This window comes from Nocardioides sp. NPDC087217, assembly GCF_044744805.1.
GTDB lineage: Bacteria > Actinomycetota > Actinomycetes > Propionibacteriales > Nocardioidaceae > Nocardioides.
In genome coordinates this window covers 799,865-817,661 of sequence record NZ_JBIUZB010000001.1, presented here as the reverse complement: position 1 = coordinate 817,661, position 17,797 = coordinate 799,865, and the positions used below count along the sequence as shown (strand labels likewise).

Below are 17,797 nucleotides of genomic sequence, written 5' to 3'. Positions count from 1 at the left end.
CACTCGCTGACGCTCGCTCATGGGGTCCCCCCAGTGAGAGCCGGGACGGGAGGCATGTTCTGGATGTAGGTGTCCCACCAGGGACCGTTGCCCAGGGTGTTGTTGAAGACCTTGTAGAACGGAGCCATCAGCCGCAGGGACTTCTCGAGGTTCTCCTCGTTCTTCGTGAAGACGTCGAGGATCACGTCGAGGCTCTCCAGCGCCGGCTTGAGGTCGGCGCGGCTGTCGTCGACCAGCTGGGAGAGCTCCTTCGAGAGCTGCTGGGTCGAGATCAGCAGGTTGTGGACCGCCTCGCGCCGCTCGACCAACGCAGCGAAGAGCTGGTTGGCGTCGTTCATCAGCGTGATCAGGTCCTCGTCGCGCTCGTCGAGCACCTTCGTCACCCGGTCGAGCTGGGTGAGCAGCGACTCGATGCGCTCGTCCTTGGCGGCCAGGTTGCGGGAGAGGTCGGAGACGCCGTTGAGAGCGGCCTGGAACTCCTCCGGCGTCGACCGGGTCAGGTCGGCGAGCGTGGTGAGCGCTGCGGCGAGCTGGTCCTTGTCGATGTTGGCGGAGGTGTCGGCCAGGCCCTCGAAGGCCTCGACCACGTCGTAGGGAGACTCCGTGCGGTCCACCGGGATGGTGGCTCCCGCCTTCATCTGGCCCTCTCCGGCGGGCTGCAGCTCGAGGAACATGTCGCCGAGCAGCGTCTTCACGCGTACGCCCGCTCCGGAGTTCTCACCGAAGTTGACCTTCTCGCGGATCTTGAAGCCGACCTTGACCTGGTTGCCGTCCAGCTCGATCGAGTCGACCTTGCCGACCCGGACACCGGCCACCCGGACCTCGTCGCCGGTCTTGAGGCCACCGGCCTCGGAGAAGTTGGCGTAGTAGGTGGTGCCACCACCGATCAGCGGCAGGCTGTCGGCCTTGAACGCCATCACCATCAGCATGGCGAGGACGGCGATCGAGACGGCGCCGATCTTGACTGGGTTACGTTCGCGGAAGGGAATCATCCGAGGTTGCACCTCGCTTGACCGGGCTCGTAGAGCGGAATCTCGAGGTCCTTGCCCTCAGGGTCTCGGATCGTGCCCCGCAGACCGCACAGGTAGAAGTTGAACCAACCGCCGTAGCTGGCCGTCGCGCCGATCTTGTCCAGCTTGATCGGCTGGAGCTCGAGGGCGTCGTCGAGCTGGCGCTTGTCCTCGGCCACCTCGTCGGAGAACCTCCGGGCCTGCCGCAGGTCCTCCAGCAGCGGGTCCTTCGCCTCGTGCACCAGGTCAGCGGTCTCCACGGAGAGCGCCGAGATCTGGTCCAGGGAGCCGAGGATCGCCTCGCGGTCGTTGTTGAGACCGCCGACGAAGTCGCGGAAGGTCACGATCAGGCTGGAGAGCTCCTTCTCGCGATCACCGACGTGCTCGAGGACCTCGGTGAGGTTGTCGATCAGGGCGTTGATGACCTGGTCCTTCTCGGCCAGCGTCGAGGTCAGCGAGGCCGTGTGGGAGAGCAGGCTCTCCAGCGTGCCGCCCTCGCCCTGGAAGACCTGGACGATCTCGTACGACAGGGTGTTGACGTCGTTGGGCGACAGCGCCTGGAAGAGCGGCTTGAACCCGTTGAAGAGCACGGTCAGGTCGAGCGCCGGGTGGGTCTGCCCGACCGGGATGGTCTGGCCCTCCTGCATCGCGGAGGCGTCTCCCACCAGCTGGTTGGTCAGCGCGAGGTAGCGCTGGCCGATCAGGTTGCGGTACTTGATCGTCGCCTCGGTCGTGGTCGCGATCTGCTGCGCACTGTCGACCGTGAAGGTGACCACCGCGCTGCGGGCATCGTCGGAGATCTCGATGTCCTTGACCGAGCCGACCTTGACCCCGGAGATGCGTACGTCGTCGCCCTTGTTCACACCGGTGACGTCGGTGAAGACGGCTTTGTACTCATCGGTCTGTCCGAAGGTGACGTTGCCGATGGTGATCGCAAGCAGGCCGGTGGCGAGAGTCGTGACGATCACGAAGATCACCAGCTTCCAGAAGTCCTGGAAGGTCTTGGCGTCGAAGAGCTTCACAGCACTCATTCGTACGTCACCTCAGCTCCACGTGCGGCCGGGCCGAGCAGCAGCCCGCCGAGGTCCGGGACCTCACTGGCGGTCATGCCCATGCCGGGGGCGAACAGCTCGTTGATGACATCGGTCTCGGCCGACGTACCGACGTAGGACAGGGCCGAGTAGCCGGTCGTCCCGGTGGCGGAGCGCATGACACCCTTTCCGGTGGGCTCGTCGACGCCGTCGTTCTTGTTGGGGAACGGCGCGAACGGCTTCTTCTGGCTCCAGGACGCGTTCGGCATCTCACCGCAGTAGGGCCCGCTGTCCTCGCCGTAGCGCGGCTTGTCCTTGGTCGAGTAGGGACGCGACTGGTGCGGCAGCGTCTCCAGCGTGATGTGGACGGTGTTGTTGCGGAACACTTCGGTGAACTCGTCGGTCAGGATGTCCATGCCACCGATGAGACACGGGAACATCGGGGCGTAACGGGCCAGCGTCTGGGTGACCGGCCGGCCGACCTCGCCGACCTGGATCAGCGTGTCGCCGTTGTCGTCGAGGAACTGGTCGGCGGTGTTGGAGAACGCGGTGACGTCGGTCAGCATCTTCTTGAGCTCCACCTCGCGGTCCTCGAGCGTGGTCGCGGTGACGATGGTGTTGCGCAGGATCTGACCGATCTCCGGGAGCACGGCCTGGTAGGTGCCGGAGACCTCGGTGGCGAGCTCGAGGTCCTCGATCAGCGCGGGGATCTCGGGGTTGAGCCGCTTCAGGTAGGAGTCGAGGGTGTCGAGCGACTCTCCGAGCTTGTCGCCGCGACCCTCGAGCGCGGTGGCGAGCGCGTTGAGCGTGTTGTTGAGGTCGGCCGGCTGGATCGTCCGCAGCAGCGGGTAGAGGTCACGCAGCACGGCCTGGACCTCGGTGGCCATCTTGGTCTTCTCGATGACGGCACCGGCCTTGATCGGCTCGGTGAAGTCGGTGTCGGGCGGGACCAGCGAGACGTACTTCTGGCCGAAGAGTGTCTTCGGGAGGATCGCTCCGGTCACGTCCGGGTGGACCTTGCTGATCTCGTCCGGGAACAGCCCCAGAGTCAGCTCGGCACCCTCGTCGGTCGGCTTCATCTCGAGGACCTCGCCCACGATCAGGCCTCGGACCTTCACGTCAGCACGCTCGGGGAGCTGCAGACCGATGCGGTCGGCCTTGAGCGTGATCTCCTCGAAGTTGCCGAACCTGTTGGTGAACTGCGCCCAGGTCAGGACGAGCGCCGCGAGGAGTAGGGCGAGGAAGACGACCCCGAGGATCTTGCCCTTCTGCCGGCCCCAGGCGAGCGCCACGGCGCTTCTCTTGTGCGGCGCGGGGAGGTCGTGATGGACCTCGTCGCGAGCGAGTGTCTGAGTCATCCCGCCAACCTCACTGTCGTCGTGCTGCCCCAGATCGCCATCGAGAGCATCAGGTCGAGCACGGAGACGGCGACGATGCTCGTACGCACCGCCTTACCGACCGCGACACCGACCCCCGCGGGGCCGCCGGAGGCGTTGTAGCCGTGGTAGCAGTGGATCAGGATCACCACGACGGCGAAGATCAGCACCTTGCCGAAGGACCACAGCACGTCGATGGGTGGCAGGAACGTGTTGAAGTAGTGGTCGTAGGTGCCCGCGCTCTGGCCGTAGAAGAGGATCACCGTGAACCGGGTGGCGACGTAGGAGGAGAGCAGGCCGACCACGTAGAGCGGCACGATCGCGATCAGGCCGCCGATCATCCGGGTGGTCACCAGGAACGGCAGCGACGGGATCGCCATGACCTCGAGGGCGTCCACCTCTTCGGAGATGCGCATCGCGCCCAGCTGGGCGGTGAAGCCGCAGCCCACCGTCGCCGCGAGCGCGATCCCGGCGACCAGTGGCGCGATCTCGCGGGTGTTGAAGTAGGCCGACACGAAGCCGGAGAACGCCGAGGTGCCGAGCTGGTCGAGCGCGGTGTAGCCCGACAGACCGACCTGGGCTCCGGTGAAGAAGGTCATCGCCAAGATCACGCCGACGGTGCCGCCGATGACGGCCAGCGCCCCCGATCCGAGGGTGACCTCGGCGAGGATCCGGAGGATCTCCTTCTTGTAGCGCCTCAGTGTGCGCGGGAACCACGAGATCGCGCGCAGGTAGAAGCCGAGCTCGTCACCGAGGTGGTCGAGGCTCTTGGCGGGCTTCTCGTAGATCGCTTTGAGGTTTGCCATCCGTCTCGCCTCCTATCCGGACTTGCTCGGGATGATCTGCAGGAAGATCGCAGACATCACGAAGTTCACGATGAACAGCAGCAGGAACGTGATGACGACGGACTGGTTCACGGCGTCGCCGACGCCCTTGGGGCCGCCGCCGGCGTTCATGCCCATGTACGAAGCCACGATCGCCGCGATCAGACCGAACACGAGCGCCTTCGCCAGGCCCTGCCACAGGTCGGCCATCTGCGCGAGCGCGGTGAAGCTGGCCAGGTAGGCACCCGGGGTGCCGCCCTGGATGATGACGTTGAAGACGTACCCGCCCATGACGCCGACGATCGAGACCAGGCCGTTGAGGAAGACCGCGATCATCATGCAGGCGAGAACACGCGGGACCACCAGCCGCTGGATCGGGTCGATGCCCAGAACCATCATGGCGTCGAGCTCTTCACGGATCTTCCGAGCACCGAGGTCGGCGGCGATCGCCGAGCCACCGGCACCTGCGACCAGCAGTGCGGTCGCGATCGGCGCAGCCTGCTGGACGACCGCGAGGACCGCTGCCGACCCGACGAAGGACTGCGCACCGAACTGGGCCACGAGGCCACCGACCTGCAGCGCGATGACCGCGCCGAAGGGGATCGCGACCAGCGCGGTCGGGACGATCGTCACCGACGCGATGAACCACGCCTGCTGGATGAACTCTCGGAACTGGAAGGGGCGCCGGAAAACGGCTCGGCCCACATCCAAACCGAATGCGAAGAGCGAGCCAGCGGTCCCGATCGGCTTCAGGACCCTGGCGGCGGTCAGAGATGACATCAGTGAGGAGCCTCTGTGGGGTCTGCTGCTTTCACGCCGCCGGGGGCCATGGCCGCGTCTGCTCGGAACGATCCCGGCGGCGGGGTGACACCGTTCTCTCGGCACCAGGCGCCCGGCGGACGCTGGTACTTGCGCGGAATGCCGTTGGACGGCTCGAGCTGCATCGGGATCGGCGGCAGCGGCGGCAGGCCCATGTCCTTCTCGGCGGCCAGCTCGTCGGCGTCCTTCTCCTCGGACATGCCGATCGGGCCGATCGTCTGGGCGTTGAGGAACTGGCGAACCACCGGCTCCTCGGAGCTCAGCAGCATCTCGCGGGGCCCGTACATCGCCAGGTGCTTGTGGTAGAGCAGGCCGATGTTGTCCGGCACCGTACGCGTCGAGTTGATGTCGTGGGTCACGATCAGGAACGTCGCGTCGATCTGCGCGTTCAGGTCGATGAAGAGCTGGTTGATGAACGCCGTACGCACCGGGTCCAGGCCCGAGTCGGGCTCGTCGATCAGCAGGATCTCGGGGTCGAGGACCAGCGCACGCGCCAGACCGGCACGCTTGCGCATACCACCGGAGATCTCGCCGGGAAGCTTGTTCTCGGCGCCGATGAGACCGACCAGGTCCATCTTCTCCATGACGATGTTGCGGATCTCGGACTCGCTCTTCTTCGTGTGCTCACGAAGCGGGAACGCGACGTTGTCGAAGAGGTCCATGGAACCGAACATGGCGCCGTCCTGGAACAGCACGCCGAACAGCTTGCGAACCTCGTAGAGGTCTCGCTCCGAGCAGCTGGCGATGTCGACACCCTCGATGACCACAGAGCCCTGGTCGGGCTTGATCAGACCGATCAGGGTCTTGAGGAGCACCGACTTGCCCGTGCCGGACGGACCCAGCATCACGCTGATCTCGCCCGCGGGCAGGGTCAACGAGACATCTTTCCAGATGAGCTGCTTACCAAAACTCTTGGTCAGCCCTTCGATCTTTACGTCTACACCCATCCGGGCCGGCTCCCTTCCTGTTCGCGTGGGGGTCTCCCTCAAGCCCCCACTGCCCGACTAACGGCGGAGTGTGACGGGGGTTACGCACTTCCTGCGACACGCGTCACACTTTTGTAAACCATAGTGGCCTGCGAACGATGACGGTGATCACCACCCGAGACGAACTCCCCCAGCCAACACGTCGACGGTCGGATTGCGACCCTTCACGCCCGGTGTGTGTTCAAGATAACGAAACAAACCGCGAGAGGCTACTCAGGAGTAGCAACCCGCGGTTTGAACGATCGCAGTGCTGCGCTGCAGCCTGACCGATCTGTTGCGGAACTGTTTCCGCGATGTAGAAAGCCCGGGTCCGGCGGAATCCGCCGAACCCGGGCTCAAGGGCCGAAGCCCTCAGATCACTTGACGGTGACCGTGGCGCCGGCGGCCTCGAGGGCCTCCTTCGCCTTGTCAGCGGTCTCCTTGTTGGCGGCCTCGAGGACAGCCTTGGGGGCACCCTCGACGAGCTCCTTGGCCTCCTTCAGACCGAGGGAGGTCAGAGCGCGCACCTCCTTGATGACGTTGATCTTCTTGTCACCAGCGGCCTCGAGGATGACGTCGAACTCGTCCTTGGCCTCCTCAGCGGCGGCGGCCGGGGCGCCCGGGGCGCCGGCAGCGGCAACGGCGACCGGAGCGGCAGCGGTGACACCGAAGGTGTCCTCGAAGGCCTTGACGAACTCGGAGAGCTCGATGAGGGTGAGCTCCTTGAAAGCGTCGAGCAGCTCGTCGGTGGAGAGCTTCGCCATGATGGCATTTCCTTTCGTGGTGGCCCTGTGCGTTTTTCTGTGAGTACGCAGCGGGGCCGGGTTACAGGTGGTGGTTAGTTACGACCGGGGCCATCAGGCCTCGGCCGGAGCCTCCTCGGCGGCAGCCGGCTCAGCGGCACCACCTGCGAGGATCGAGGGGTCCTCCGCGGCCTTGGCCTCGAGAGCGGCAGCGAGCTGCGCGGTCTTCGAGGGCAGAGCGTTGAAGGCGTACAGAGCCTGCGACAGCGTCGCGGTGAACGCGCCCGCAAGCTTGGCGAGCAGGACCTCGCGCGACTCGAGGTCGGCAAGCTTGCCAACCTCAGCAGCGTCGATGGCCTTGCCGTCGAGGTACCCACCCTTGATGACAAGGTTGGGGTTGGCCTTGGCAAAGTCACGCAGACCCTTGGCCGCCTCGACGACGTCACCCTTGATGAAGGCGATCGCGGTCGGGCCGGTCAGCAGGTCATCGAAGCCTTCGATGCCGCTCTGAGAGGCAGCGATCTTGGCCAGCGTGTTCTTGACCACGGCGTAGTTTGCGTGCTCACCGAGCGAGCGACGAAGAGTCTTCAGCTCGCCCACGGTGAGACCGCGGTACTCGGTCAGCACGGCACCGGTCGAGGCGCTGAACTCGTCAGCGATCTCGGCAACGGCAGCCTGCTTGTCAGCCCGCGCCATGGGTCTCCTTCTTCCGGGAATCGATTCCGTCGGTGAGGGCCCTGCATGACAAACGCCCCGAGCGCAGGCTCAGGGCGTGACGTACGTTCTCGTCTTGCTCTTCACCTACGCTGGCCGTCCGCATCCTGCGGAACCTTCGATCGAGTGCATGCGCACCTGACAACCGGCGGTCTCTGGTTTCAGACAACAATTATGCGTACGCCGCGGGGTGCCGCCAAATCGGCGCTGCCCAGTACGTTTGCGGCATGGAGAGCCACACCTTCGGAAGGATCGGTCGCTCAGCGTCGGTCATCGGTCTCGGCACCTGGCAGCTCGGCGCCGACTGGGGCGAGGTCAGCGAGTCGGATGCGCTGGCGGTGCTCGAGGCCGCGGTGGGTGACGGGGTCACCTTCCTCGACACCGCCGACGTCTACGGGGACGGCCGGAGCGAGCAGGTGATCGGGCGGTTCCTGCGGTCGCACGACGGAATCTTCGTGGCCACGAAGATGGGGCGTCGGGTGGACCAGGTGCCCGCGAACTACACGCTCACCGCCTTCCGCGAGTGGCTGGACCGCTCGCGCACCAACCTCGGCGTCGACACGATCGACCTGGTGCAGCTGCACTGTCCGCCGACGGAGACGATCGAGTCCTCGTCGACCTATGACGCGCTGGACACCCTGGTCTCGGAAGGGGTGATCGCTGCGTACGGCGTCAGCGTGGAGACCTGCGACCAGGCCCTGGCCGCGATCGCGCGGCCCCACGTGGCCTCGGTCCAGATCATCCTGAACGCGTTCCGGCTCAAGCCGCTGGACCGCGTGCTTCCGGCGGCCGCGGAGGCGGGTGTCGGGATCATCGCGCGGGTGCCGCTGGCCTCCGGGCTGCTGTCCGGTCGCTACTCGGAGTCGACGACGTTCGCCGCCGACGACCACCGCACCTATAACCGCCACGGCGAGGCCTTCGACGTCGGTGAGACCTTCTCCGGTGTCGACTACGCCACCGGGGTCAAGGCCGCCCAGGAGTTCGCCGCCCTGGTCTCCGAGCACGGCCCCGAGGGCGCGACGCCCGCGCAGGTCGCCCTCGCCTGGGTCGCTCAGCAGCCCGGCGTCACCACCGTCATCCCCGGCGCCCGCAACACGTCCCAGGCCCACGCCAACTCCGCCGCCGGCTCGCTGCCTGCGCTCTCCGACGAGCTGCTCTCCGGCGTACGCCGGATCTACGACACCCACTTCCGCGAGGCCATCCACTCCCGCTGGTGACCTCCCCCGCTGAGGCGTCACTCGCGTCGGCCGAGTGGGCACTGCGTTGCCGTCTCGGCCGACCTGAGCGACGTCTCGGCCGACCTAGGTGACGTCTCGGCCGACCTAGGTGACGTCTCGGCCGACGGGGGCGACGTCTCGGCGGGTGAAAAAATAGTGAGCCTTGGTAATGAATCGGGCAGAGTAAAGGGGTGACGACAGAGACGACGACCGCGGAGTTCCGGTTCCGAGATATCGCGCTGGTCGCATACGCGCCCTCGATCGTCAGCTCGATGGGCCACGGTGCGGTGATGCCGGTGCTGGCGCTTCGGGCCTCCGACCTGGGCGCGGACGCGTCGACGGCCGCGTTCGTGGTCGCACTGCTCGGGATCGGGTCGCTGGCCACCTCGTTGCCCGCAGGGTCGCTGGTGGCGCGGATCGGCGAGCGGCGGACGCTGATGGGCGCCGGGGCGCTCGACGCGGTCGCGATGACGGTGGCGTTCCTCAGCAGCTCGGTCGCCGTGCTCGCCATCGCCGTGTTCGTGAGCGGGATGAGCTGGACGGCGTTCCTGATCGCGCGGCAGGGCTTCCTCATCGACGCCACCCCGCTCTCCCGCCGGGCGCGGGCGATGTCGCTGCTGGGAGGGTCGTTCCGGCTCGGGGTCTTCGTCGGACCGCTGCTCGGCGCCGGGCTCATCCACGCCTTCGGGCTCCCCGTGGTCTTCCTGTTCGCGGCCGCGATGTCGTTGTGCTCGGCGGTGATCGGTGGCTGGATGCCCGAGCTCGGTCGAACCCGCTCGCGCGAGCAGGGGCATCTGAGCGTACGCAGCGTGCTGTGGACCCACCGCCGGACCTTCGCCACGCTCGGGGTGGCGGTGGTGATCATCGGGATCTCGCGGTCCGTACGCACCGGCCTGCTCCCCCTCTGGGCCGACCACATCCACCTGGAGGCCTCGGTGGTCTCGCTGCTCTTCGCCGGGGCGGCCCTGGTCGACATCGCCCTCACCCTGCCTGGCGGCTGGCTGCTCGACCACCGCGGGCGTCAGGTCGTGGCGATCCCGGTGGTGCTCGCCGTCGGCCTCGGCTGCCTGCTGCTCCCGCTCACCCACGACGCGCTCAGCCTGGGCGCGGTGATGGCGCTGATCGCCGTCGGCAACGGCCTGGGCTCGGGGATCGTGATGACGCTCGGCGCCGATGCCGCACCGGCCGACGGACGCGCCCAGTTCCTCGGCGGCTGGCGGCTGTGCGGCGACCTCGGCGGCACCGGCGGACCGCTCCTCGTCTCCGGGCTGGCCGCGGTCTTCTCGATCGCCGCCGCTCCGGTCGCGCTCGGGGTCTTCTCGCTCGCCGGGGCGGTCTGGGTCGGCTACTGGACCGGCCATGCCGACCGTGCCCGGTTAGAAGCCCGGCCGGAGGCGCGGCTACGGGACGAGCGCGCGGGATAGTGCTTCGGCCAGGGCGGCCTCGTCACCGCTGACGGTCAGCTCCGCGGCCCGGGGCGACGTACGGCCCCAGAGCAGCAGGGCCAGATCACGAGCGGATCCGGTGACGGACACCTTCTGCACCGCGTTCGGCGCCCCGATCGCCCAGGTCTGTTCGATGTCGGTCGCGGTCAGCTCGATGCGGGTGACGACCTTTCGGGTGCGCTTGAGGGCGATCTGACGCGGGTACATCACGGTCAGCACCTCGTCGACCGTGTCGGCCCAGAGCTCCGGGGTCGCCTCCGGTGCGGAGAGCCCGAGCGCAGAGCGGATGTCCCAGAGGTGGACCAGGGTCTCGTGCACCTGACGCCGGAACCAGAACGAGACCGGCCCACGGCCGTCCTCGGTCAGCCCGTTGAGGATCCGGCCGGTCGCTTCAGGCCCCAGCGCCGCGAGCGTCTCGCGCAGCTCGGCCGCCTGGGCTTCGTAGTGAGCCACCAGGTCCAACGGGACCGGCAGCGGCTCCTCGTCCTCGTCGCGCGCCATCGCCGCCGCCCAGTGGTGCACCCCTGACAGGTGATCGGCCAGGTCGCCGATGGACCAGTCGTCGCAGGACGGAACCGGCACGTCCGGGTCGGCCTGCTTGAGCGCGGCGGCGAACTCGGCCTGCAGCTCAGCGAGAGTCACGAAGTAGTCATCAGACGTAGGCACGACGCAGACCCTATCGACCGCGAGGGCCGCTCTCAGCAGTATCTCGTTCTGGCCGGACTACTTCTGGCGGGCGCGGTGGGCGGCCGCTTTCACCCGGCTCTGGCAGCGGGTGGAGCAGAAGCGGCGGCCGGCGTTCTTGGAGGTGTCGACGAAGACACGGTCGCACGGGTCGGCCTGGCAGACACCGAGGCGGCCCGCCAGGTCGGAGCCGATCGCCAGGGCGAGGCCGGCGGCGATCCCCGCTCCCCAGCCGATGACGAGGCCGGGGTCGCGGCCGTGGAAGTGCAACGCCCAGCCTCCCCCTCGGGCCCGGTCGAGCTGTGGGACCGAGCCCATCTCGCGCATGAGCGCGTTGACCGCGATGGCGGCGGTGTCGAGGTCACCATCGGCCGCTGCCTCGAAAACGACGCGCAGAGACTCGGCGAGCGCGACCATCCCGTCTGCATCTGGTTCCTCGACCTTGGGTTGGTAGTCGGAGCGGGCCAGCAGGTCGCTGACGACCTGCGCCCGCCGGCCGCTGGGAGGTGGCTGCACCGGACGGGTGCCGTCATGCCCCGGGGTCAGCGCGTTGACGAGCTTGCAGGCCTGCTCGGTCACCGTATGCACGTGACTGTCGAAATGTATTTGACCAGTCACAAACTCGGGTCCTATCGTCTCAGCCATGACCGTCATTCAACCATTGACCAGTCACCGACGTACACGGTGGCCGCGATCCCTCGTCGTGTTGGTCATCGCCCGGGCGGTGAACCGGCTCGGTTCCTTCGCCATGGCCTTCATGGCGGTCGCCCTGGTGGAGGTGCACGGGGCCTCCCTCGCCACTGCCGGTGCGGTCGTCACGGCCTTCGGTGTCGCCACCATCCCGTCGCGGCTCCTCGGCGGCTGGATGGCCGACACGGTGGGCCGGCGGCCGACCATCGTCGCGGGACTCGTCGCCTGCGCGATGGCCCAGCTGGTCATCGCCGCGTCTCCGGGGATCGCCGGCGCGCTGATCGGCGCGACGCTGCTCGGGCTGGCGTACGAGATCTACGAGCCCGCCTCCCAGGCGCTGATCGCGGAGTCGGTGGAGGTCGAGCGGCGGCCGCAGGCGTACGGACTCTATGGCGCTGCGATGGCGGTCGCCGGTGTGGCGGCAGGAGCGCTGGCCGCCCTCGTGGGCGGTATCGACCTGCGCCTGCTCTTCGTCGCCGACGCGCTCACCTGTCTGTGTGCCGCGGTTCTCGTCCTCGCACTCGTGCGGGACACCACGGCTCGAGGTGTGCGCCGGCGGCGGTCCGGGCCAAGTCCGTGGCGTGATCGCCGGCTCCTGACAATGCTCGCGCTCGGCACCGGGTTCGCCACCGCATGGATCCTGAGCACGATCGCTCTTCCCCTCACCGTCTCCGCTCGCGGGCACGACGCCGCGGCGACCGGCTGGCTGCTCGTGGTCGCCGCGCTGGTCACGATCGCCGGCCAGCGCCTGCTCCGTGGCGCCGCCGCCCGGCCCTTCACGCTCATCCGCGCGGGACTGGTCCTGATGGCCGTCGGCTTCGCCGTGATCGCGTACGCCGCACCGCTGCCGCTCCTCGCACTCGGCTCCGCGATCGTCGCCCTCGGTGAGGTGCTTCTCCTCGGCCCGCCGATCGCGCTCGTGGCCGGCCTGGCCGTCACCGACGCCTCGCGGGCGGGCTATCTGGCGGCGTACGGGACCTGCTGGGGGATCGCGCAGACGATCGGGCCGATGCTGACGACCAGCCTGATGTCGCACGCCGTACCGACGCCCTGGCTGGCAGGAGCCGGCCTGTGCCTGGCCTTGGCCACGATCACACCTCTGGCGGCGGTGTACGCCGCCGAGACGAGGTAGTCCGGGGAGTTTCCGTCCATTACCCGGCAGTAGACCGACGGGAACTCCCCGGACTATCCCAACGTCAGAGCACGCGCGACAAGAACGCCTGGGTGCGCTCGTGCTGGGGGTTGCCGAGGACGTCGGCCGGCAGGCCCTCCTCGACGATCACGCCGCCGTCCATGAAGACGACCTTGTCGGCGACCTCGCGGGCGAAGCTCATCTCGTGAGTCACCACCATCATGGTCATGCCCTCGGCAGCCAGGTCCTTCATGACCGCCAGAACATCCCCGACGAGCTCGGGGTCCAGCGCGGAGGTCGGCTCGTCGAAGAGCATCATGTCGGGGTTCATCGACAGCGCCCGGGCGATGGCGACGCGCTGCTGCTGGCCACCGGAGAGGTGGGCCGGGTAGGCGCCGGCCTTCTCCGAGAGCCCGACCTTCTCCAGGTTGACCCGGGCGATCTCGGTGGCCTCGGCCCGGCCGCGCTTGAGGACCTTCTCCTGCGCCACGGTCAGGTTGCGCAGCACGGTCATGTGCGGGAACAGGTTGAACTGCTGGAAGACCATCCCGATCCGGGCGCGCAGCGCGTCGACGTCGGCATCCGGGTCGGTGATCTCGTCACCCTCGACGAGGATCGTGCCGCTGGTCGGCTGCTCGAGCAGGTTCACGCAGCGCAGCAGAGTCGACTTCCCGGAACCGGACGGCCCGATCACGCAGACGACCTCGCCTCGGCCGATGTGGAAGTCGATGCCCTTGAGGACCTCGTTGTCGCCGAAGTACTTGTGCAGCTGCTGTACGTCGATCACGGCGGTGCCGCGGCCGGCGTCCGATGCTGTCTCGGTCTGGGTCATCAGCGGGCCTTCCCGGACTTGGCTTCCATGCGGCGTACGACGATCGAGAGCGGCACCGTGATCAGCAGGTAGCACAGCGCGATCGTGACCATCGGGGTCAGGTTGGAGAAGGCGTTCATGTTCTCCCGACCGAAGGCGGTCAGCTCGTACTCGTCCAGCGAGAGCCCCAGGATGTAGACCAGCGAGGAGTCCTTGGTGAGCAGGATCAGCTCGTTGGTCAGCGGCGGCAGGATGATGCGGAACGCCTGCGGGATCACGATGGTCACCATCGCGCGAGTGTGGGTCATGCCCAGGGTGCGTGCCGCTTCGTACTGCCCCTTCGGCACCGCCTGGATGCCCGCCCGGATGGTCTCTGCCATGTAGGCACCACCGACCAGACCGAGCGCCAGCGTCACCGTAACGAGGTTGCCGAGGTTCACTCCGAAGGCCAACGGCAAGCCGAGACCGAGGACCAGGAAGACGACCAGCGCCGGCAGCCCGCGGAAGAGCTCGATGAAGCCGGTGGAGATCCACCGGTACGGACCGACGCTCGATAGCCGCATCAGCGCCAGCACGAGGCCGAGCGCCAGACCGAAGGCGAAGCCGCAGGCGGTGTAGATGATCGTGTTCTTGAGCGCGATCAGGATGACATCGGGGAACAACTGAGTGGCGATGTCGAGATCGAGGAACGCCCGCCGGATCTCACCCCAGTCGGCGATCAGCGCGACGACGATGACCAGCAGCACCAAGATGGCGTACTGGACGTAGCGGAAGAGCGCCGCGCGCTTGCGCGGCGACAACCGCTTCTTGGGAACTACCGCCGCGCTGGTCACTGCGCGGCAGCCTCCCCGAACCACTTCTTGTAGACCTCGTCGTAGGCGGCCTTGTCGTTGATGCCCTTGTTGAGCACGTCGAGCAGCTTGTCGTTGCCGTTCTTCTTCACCGAGAAGCCGTACGCCTCACCAGTCTGGAACTCGCTGGTGATCTCCATGTCGGTGTTGTCCTTGACGAAGTCGTAGAGCAGACCGTTGTCGTTGACGCCCGCGTCGGCCTTGCCGGACTTGACCGCCTGCATCATCAGCGCGGAGTCCTCGAGGGTGATGATCTTGGCGTCCTTCGGGGCGTTCTCCTTGACGTAGTCGGCGCCCGTGGTGGCCTCCTGGACGGCGATGGTCTTGCCACCGAGGTCATCGAGGGCGGTGTAGCCCGCGCCCTTCTTGGTCATCAGGGCCTGGGTCGCCTCGAAGTAGGGCTCGGAGAAGTCCATGACCTTCTCGCGCTCCTCGTTGATCGTCATCGCGCCGGCGGCGACGTCACACTTGCCGGAGTTGAGGGCCTCACCGGAGACGATGGTCTCCCAGCCGATGTTGACGACCTCGGTCTCGAGCTTCTCGGCGTCGGCCGCGATCTTGAGCACGTCGATGTCGAAGCCGACGACCTCGCCGCCCTCGTTGAACTCGAACGGCTTGTAGGGAAGGTGCGTGCAGATGGTCAGGGTGTCGGCCTTGACCAGCTTCGCACCTGACGGGGAGGTGCCACCCTCGTCGCCGCCACCGCAGGCGGCGAGCGCCAGTCCGAGGACGGGAACGGTCAGGGCAGCAGCGAGCTTCCGCAGATTCATGCGCCGAACTCTACGACGCTTTGGACGCCGATGGCCCGCCACCCCTCGGGGTGGCGGGCCATCGCGGGAGATCCTGAGGCTCAGGCCTCGTCCTCACCCGCCACGTTCTTGACGCGGTTGGGGTCGACCTGGACACCGGGGCCCATGGTGGTCGAGAGGGTGACCTTCTTCAGGTAGCGGCCCTTGGAGGAGGACGGCTTCAGACGAAGCACCTCCTCGAGAGCAGCGGCGTAGTTCTCAGCGAGCTGGGCCTCGGAGAAGGAGGCCTTGCCGATGATGAAGTGAAGATTGGCGTGACGGTCGACCCGGAAGTCGATCTTGCCGCCCTTGATGTCGGAGACGGCCTTGGCCGGGTCCGGGGTGACGGTGCCGGTCTTCGGGTTCGGCATGAGGCCACGGGGGCCGAGCACGCGGCCGAGGCGGCCGACCTTGCCCATCATGTCGGGGGTCGCGACGACGGCGTCGAAGTCGAGCCAGCCACCGGAGACCTTCTCGATGAGGTCGTCGCCACCGACGACGTCCGCGCCGGCCTCGCGAGCGGCCTCGGCCTTGTCCGGAGCAGCGGCGAAGACGATGACGCGCATCGTCTTACCGGTGCCGTGGGGCAGGCTGACGGTGCCGCGCACCATCTGGTCGGCCTTGCGGGGGTCGACGCCGAGACGCATGACGACGTCAACGGTCTCGTCGAACTTCTTCTTGCTGGAGGACTTGGCGATCTTGATCGCGGCCAGCGGGGCGTACAGCTCGTTCTTGTCGAACGTCTCCGACGCCGCGCGGTAGGTCTTGCTGCGCTGCATGGTGATTCCTTCGGTAGTTAAGAGGAGATGTGGTTAGCGAGCCAGCGCGGCTCTCCCACGGTCAGTCGGTGGTGACGCCCATGGAGCGGGCGGTGCCCTCGACGATCTTCATCGCGGCGTCGATGTCCTCCGCGTTGAGGTCGGGCAGCTTGGTGGTCGCGATCTCGCGCACCTGGTCCTTGGTCAGCTTGCCGACCTTGTCCTTGTGCGGGACGGACGAGCCCTTCTTGAGGCCGGCGGCCTTCTTGATCAGCTCAGCGGCCGGCGGGGTCTTGGTGATGAAGGTGAACGAGCGGTCCTCGTAGATGGTGATCTCGACGGGGACGACGTTGCCGCGCATGGACTCGGTCTGGGCGTTGTACGCCTTGCAGAACTCCATGATGTTGACGCCGTGCGGACCGAGCGCGGTACCGACCGGCGGGGCCGGGGTCGCGGAGCCGGCCTGCAGCTGCACCTTGACGAGCGCTGCGATCTTCTTCTTCGGAGGCATTCTTGAGATCTCTTCCTTCTCGTGGTCATGACGAAGCCGCGTGTACGTTGCGGCCTCTGCCACCTGCTGTGTTGCTCTCGCAACTGGTCAATTGTCCGTGATCCGTCCGGGTTCACGAAATCAGCGGAGCCGGCCCACTGAGTGGGACCCCCTGAGTGACGGCCACCACTCCCCTTGGCATACTCCCCCGGGGATTTACAAAGGGAGCTGAATTGTTCAACCGACGTCTGTCCATGTTCGCCGCGCTCGTGCCGCTCGCCGCGCTCTCGGCGGGGTGGACCGCCGCCGCCACCGGCACCGGGTTCGATCCGGTCGAACCCGTGACGCTGCCCGGCGGCGAGACCCTGGTGACGTCGGCGATCGACCAGCCCGCGAGCGTCACGAAGCCCGCGCCCGCGCAAGGCGCGCGCAAGGGCGCCCGAACCGGCACGATCGCCGTCGCGATGGCGCAGGGAAGCGACATCCCGATGCCGGCATTGGCCGCCTACCAGCGTGCCGCCGCCGTCGTCACCACCGCCGACCGGGCCTGTGCCCTCGACTGGACGCTGCTCGCCGCCGTCGGGATGGTCGAGTCCGACCACGGGCGCCTGAAGAGCAGCCGTCTCGACGACTCGGGCAAGGCCTCTCCTGCGATCTACGGCCCGACGCTGACCACCGGCTCCGGCAGCCCCGCCCCGGACACCGATGCCGGCGCCGTCGACAAGCTCACCAGTGGCGACCGGGCCGTCGGGCCGATGCAGTTCATCCCCTCGACCTGGCCGTTGGTGGCGGTCGACGGAGACGGCGACGGCGTACGCGACCCGCAGGACATCGACGACGCCGCCCTCGCCGCCGCCGTCTACCTCTGCTCCGGTGACGAGGACGTCTCCACCGATGCGGGGAAGCGGGCCTCGCTCACCCGCTACAACCGCAGCGCGGCGTACGTCTCCACCGTCCTGAAGATCGCCAAGGGCTACGCCGACAGCCCCTACGGCGGCGACGACATCGAGCTCGCCGCCGCGCCCGCGCACGCCGAGCCGAAACCCGGCCACCCGGGACAGAATGCGGCGAAGAAGGCCGACAAGAAGCCCGGGAAGAAGAAGCCCCCCGCCGTCACACCGAAGCCGAGCTCGGGGGCCCGGCCCTCGAACGAGCCGAGCCCGACCCCCTCGACGGCCCCGAGCCCCAGCCCCACCCCGACCGACGACGGCAGCTGGGCCTCGATCTCCGAGCGCCGCGGCATCTGTGCCGCCGAGCTCTCCTCCCGCTTCCCCGACCTCGCGGACGGCTGGGACACCAACCGCGCCGTCGACTCCTGCAGCATCCGGCTGCTCGGCAAGACCGTCACCCAGGCCAACGCCGCGGTCCCCGGTGTCGTCACCGACATCACCGGGTACGTCGAGTGGCTGATCAAGACGCTGCCCTGAGGCTTCCCGTCGACCCCCGAAT

The 17,797-nt window shown here is 67.6% G+C and carries 19 protein-coding genes; 4 read left to right on the top strand and 15 right to left on the bottom strand.

Features of this window, described 5'->3' with window-relative positions:
- Positions 1–17: 17 nt before the first annotated feature.
- From ACIO3S_RS04120 to rplJ, 8 genes are all read right to left on the bottom strand, one after another.
- Positions 18–992: an MCE family protein gene (locus ACIO3S_RS04120; protein WP_400459765.1), complete on the bottom strand. Its 975-nt coding sequence runs from the start codon at positions 990–992 to the stop codon at positions 18–20.
- Positions 989–2,041, bottom strand: a complete 1,053-nt coding sequence (locus tag ACIO3S_RS04115; RefSeq protein ID WP_400459762.1) for an MCE family protein — start codon at positions 2,039–2,041, stop codon at positions 989–991. Before ACIO3S_RS04115 ends, ACIO3S_RS04120 begins: the two co-directional genes overlap by 4 nt.
- The gene (locus ACIO3S_RS04110; protein ID WP_400459759.1) at positions 2,038–3,399 is read right to left on the bottom strand and encodes an MCE family protein; all 1,362 of its coding nucleotides are present in this window, start codon (positions 3,397–3,399) and stop codon (positions 2,038–2,040) included. Before ACIO3S_RS04110 ends, ACIO3S_RS04115 begins: the two co-directional genes overlap by 4 nt.
- Positions 3,396–4,223, bottom strand: coding sequence for an ABC transporter permease (locus tag ACIO3S_RS04105; RefSeq protein ID WP_355228099.1), 828 nt, complete (start codon positions 4,221–4,223; stop codon positions 3,396–3,398). Before ACIO3S_RS04105 ends, ACIO3S_RS04110 begins: the two co-directional genes overlap by 4 nt.
- Before the next feature lie 12 nt (positions 4,224–4,235).
- Entirely contained in the window at positions 4,236–5,021 is a 786-nt protein-coding gene (locus ACIO3S_RS04100; protein WP_160025586.1) for an ABC transporter permease, read from the bottom strand.
- Positions 5,021–6,007 carry an ABC transporter ATP-binding protein gene (locus tag ACIO3S_RS04095; protein WP_350713365.1) on the bottom strand — a complete coding sequence of 329 codons (987 nt, stop codon included), beginning with the start codon at positions 6,005–6,007 and terminating at the stop codon, positions 5,021–5,023. Before ACIO3S_RS04095 ends, ACIO3S_RS04100 begins: the two co-directional genes overlap by 1 nt.
- A gap of 395 nt (positions 6,008–6,402) precedes the next feature.
- Positions 6,403–6,789 (bottom strand): 50S ribosomal protein L7/L12, encoded by a 387-nt coding sequence (gene rplL / locus ACIO3S_RS04090; protein WP_141802532.1) that lies wholly within the window; start codon positions 6,787–6,789, stop codon positions 6,403–6,405.
- Between the two features lie 93 nt (positions 6,790–6,882).
- Positions 6,883–7,464, bottom strand: coding sequence for a 50S ribosomal protein L10 (gene rplJ, locus ACIO3S_RS04085; RefSeq protein ID WP_400459754.1), 582 nt, complete (start codon positions 7,462–7,464; stop codon positions 6,883–6,885).
- A 245-nt stretch (positions 7,465–7,709) separates the two neighbouring features.
- On the opposite strand from rplJ, the gene ACIO3S_RS04080 reads away from it, so the two are divergent.
- Positions 7,710–8,699 (top strand): aldo/keto reductase, encoded by a 990-nt coding sequence (locus ACIO3S_RS04080; RefSeq protein ID WP_400459751.1) that lies wholly within the window; start codon positions 7,710–7,712, stop codon positions 8,697–8,699.
- A gap of 191 nt (positions 8,700–8,890) precedes the next feature.
- On the top strand, positions 8,891–10,123 hold the full coding sequence (locus ACIO3S_RS04075) for an MFS transporter (RefSeq protein WP_400459748.1): 1,233 nt from the start codon (positions 8,891–8,893) through the stop codon (positions 10,121–10,123).
- Here ACIO3S_RS04075 and ACIO3S_RS04070 read toward each other — a convergent pair.
- Together ACIO3S_RS04070 and ACIO3S_RS04065 are read right to left on the bottom strand one after the other, a co-directional pair.
- Entirely contained in the window at positions 10,100–10,810 is a 711-nt protein-coding gene (locus ACIO3S_RS04070; protein ID WP_400459745.1) for a maleylpyruvate isomerase family mycothiol-dependent enzyme, read from the bottom strand. The genes ACIO3S_RS04075 and ACIO3S_RS04070 overlap by 24 nt on opposite strands.
- Before the next feature lie 57 nt (positions 10,811–10,867).
- Complete coding sequence (locus ACIO3S_RS04065; protein ID WP_400459742.1) at positions 10,868–11,407, bottom strand: CGNR zinc finger domain-containing protein; 540 nt, start codon at positions 11,405–11,407, stop codon at positions 10,868–10,870.
- 64 nt (positions 11,408–11,471) lie between these two features.
- On the opposite strand from ACIO3S_RS04065, the gene ACIO3S_RS04060 reads away from it, so the two are divergent.
- Positions 11,472–12,650 carry an MFS transporter gene (locus ACIO3S_RS04060; protein WP_400459740.1) on the top strand — a complete coding sequence of 393 codons (1,179 nt, stop codon included), beginning with the start codon at positions 11,472–11,474 and terminating at the stop codon, positions 12,648–12,650.
- Between the two features lie 64 nt (positions 12,651–12,714).
- On the opposite strand, the gene ACIO3S_RS04055 is transcribed toward ACIO3S_RS04060, so the two are convergent.
- The 5 genes from ACIO3S_RS04055 to rplK all read right to left on the bottom strand — a co-directional run bounded on the left by ACIO3S_RS04055 (position 12,715) and on the right by rplK (position 16,369).
- Positions 12,715–13,482 carry an amino acid ABC transporter ATP-binding protein gene (locus ACIO3S_RS04055; RefSeq protein ID WP_400459737.1) on the bottom strand — a complete coding sequence of 256 codons (768 nt, stop codon included), beginning with the start codon at positions 13,480–13,482 and terminating at the stop codon, positions 12,715–12,717.
- A complete protein-coding gene (locus ACIO3S_RS04050; RefSeq protein ID WP_400459734.1) occupies positions 13,482–14,294 on the bottom strand; it encodes an amino acid ABC transporter permease in 813 nt (270 codons plus the stop codon). Before ACIO3S_RS04050 ends, ACIO3S_RS04055 begins: the two co-directional genes overlap by 1 nt.
- Positions 14,291–15,082 (bottom strand): transporter substrate-binding domain-containing protein, encoded by a 792-nt coding sequence (locus tag ACIO3S_RS04045; protein WP_400459731.1) that lies wholly within the window; start codon positions 15,080–15,082, stop codon positions 14,291–14,293. The genes ACIO3S_RS04050 and ACIO3S_RS04045 overlap by 4 nt, the downstream gene beginning before the upstream one ends.
- Before the next feature lie 80 nt (positions 15,083–15,162).
- Positions 15,163–15,879 carry a 50S ribosomal protein L1 gene (gene rplA, locus ACIO3S_RS04040; protein ID WP_400459728.1) on the bottom strand — a complete coding sequence of 239 codons (717 nt, stop codon included), beginning with the start codon at positions 15,877–15,879 and terminating at the stop codon, positions 15,163–15,165.
- A 61-nt stretch (positions 15,880–15,940) separates the two neighbouring features.
- On the bottom strand, positions 15,941–16,369 hold the full coding sequence (gene rplK, locus ACIO3S_RS04035) for a 50S ribosomal protein L11 (protein WP_160025595.1): 429 nt from the start codon (positions 16,367–16,369) through the stop codon (positions 15,941–15,943).
- A gap of 212 nt (positions 16,370–16,581) precedes the next feature.
- On the opposite strand from rplK, the gene ACIO3S_RS04030 reads away from it, so the two are divergent.
- On the top strand, positions 16,582–17,775 hold the full coding sequence (locus ACIO3S_RS04030; protein ID WP_400459724.1) for a lytic transglycosylase domain-containing protein: 1,194 nt from the start codon (positions 16,582–16,584) through the stop codon (positions 17,773–17,775).
- Positions 17,776–17,797 lie beyond the last annotated feature (22 nt).

Bases quoted from the DNA above. Each gene is read 5' to 3' on its own strand.
- ACIO3S_RS04100 (WP_160025586.1), bottom strand. From the start codon at position 5,021: ATGTCATCTCTGACCGCCGCCAGGGTCCTGAAGCCGATCGGGACCGCT.
- rplA (WP_400459728.1), bottom strand. From the start codon at position 15,879: ATGCAGCGCAGCAAGACCTACCGCGCGGCGTCGGAGACGTTCGACAAG.
- rplK (WP_160025595.1), bottom strand. From the start codon at position 16,369: ATGCCTCCGAAGAAGAAGATCGCAGCGCTCGTCAAGGTGCAGCTGCAG.
- ACIO3S_RS04055 (WP_400459737.1), bottom strand. From the start codon at position 13,482: ATGACCCAGACCGAGACAGCATCGGACGCCGGCCGCGGCACCGCCGTG.
- ACIO3S_RS04120 (WP_400459765.1), bottom strand. From the start codon at position 992: ATGATTCCCTTCCGCGAACGTAACCCAGTCAAGATCGGCGCCGTCTCG.
- ACIO3S_RS04115 (WP_400459762.1), bottom strand. From the start codon at position 2,041: ATGAGTGCTGTGAAGCTCTTCGACGCCAAGACCTTCCAGGACTTCTGG.
- rplJ (WP_400459754.1), bottom strand. From the start codon at position 7,464: ATGGCGCGGGCTGACAAGCAGGCTGCCGTTGCCGAGATCGCTGACGAG.
- ACIO3S_RS04095 (WP_350713365.1), bottom strand. From the start codon at position 6,007: ATGGGTGTAGACGTAAAGATCGAAGGGCTGACCAAGAGTTTTGGTAAG.
- ACIO3S_RS04105 (WP_355228099.1), bottom strand. From the start codon at position 4,223: ATGGCAAACCTCAAAGCGATCTACGAGAAGCCCGCCAAGAGCCTCGAC.
- ACIO3S_RS04045 (WP_400459731.1), bottom strand. From the start codon at position 15,082: ATGAATCTGCGGAAGCTCGCTGCTGCCCTGACCGTTCCCGTCCTCGGA.
- ACIO3S_RS04060 (WP_400459740.1), top strand. From the start codon at position 11,472: ATGACCGTCATTCAACCATTGACCAGTCACCGACGTACACGGTGGCCG.
- ACIO3S_RS04080 (WP_400459751.1), top strand. From the start codon at position 7,710: ATGGAGAGCCACACCTTCGGAAGGATCGGTCGCTCAGCGTCGGTCATC.
- ACIO3S_RS04110 (WP_400459759.1), bottom strand. From the start codon at position 3,399: ATGACTCAGACACTCGCTCGCGACGAGGTCCATCACGACCTCCCCGCG.
- rplL (WP_141802532.1), bottom strand. From the start codon at position 6,789: ATGGCGAAGCTCTCCACCGACGAGCTGCTCGACGCTTTCAAGGAGCTC.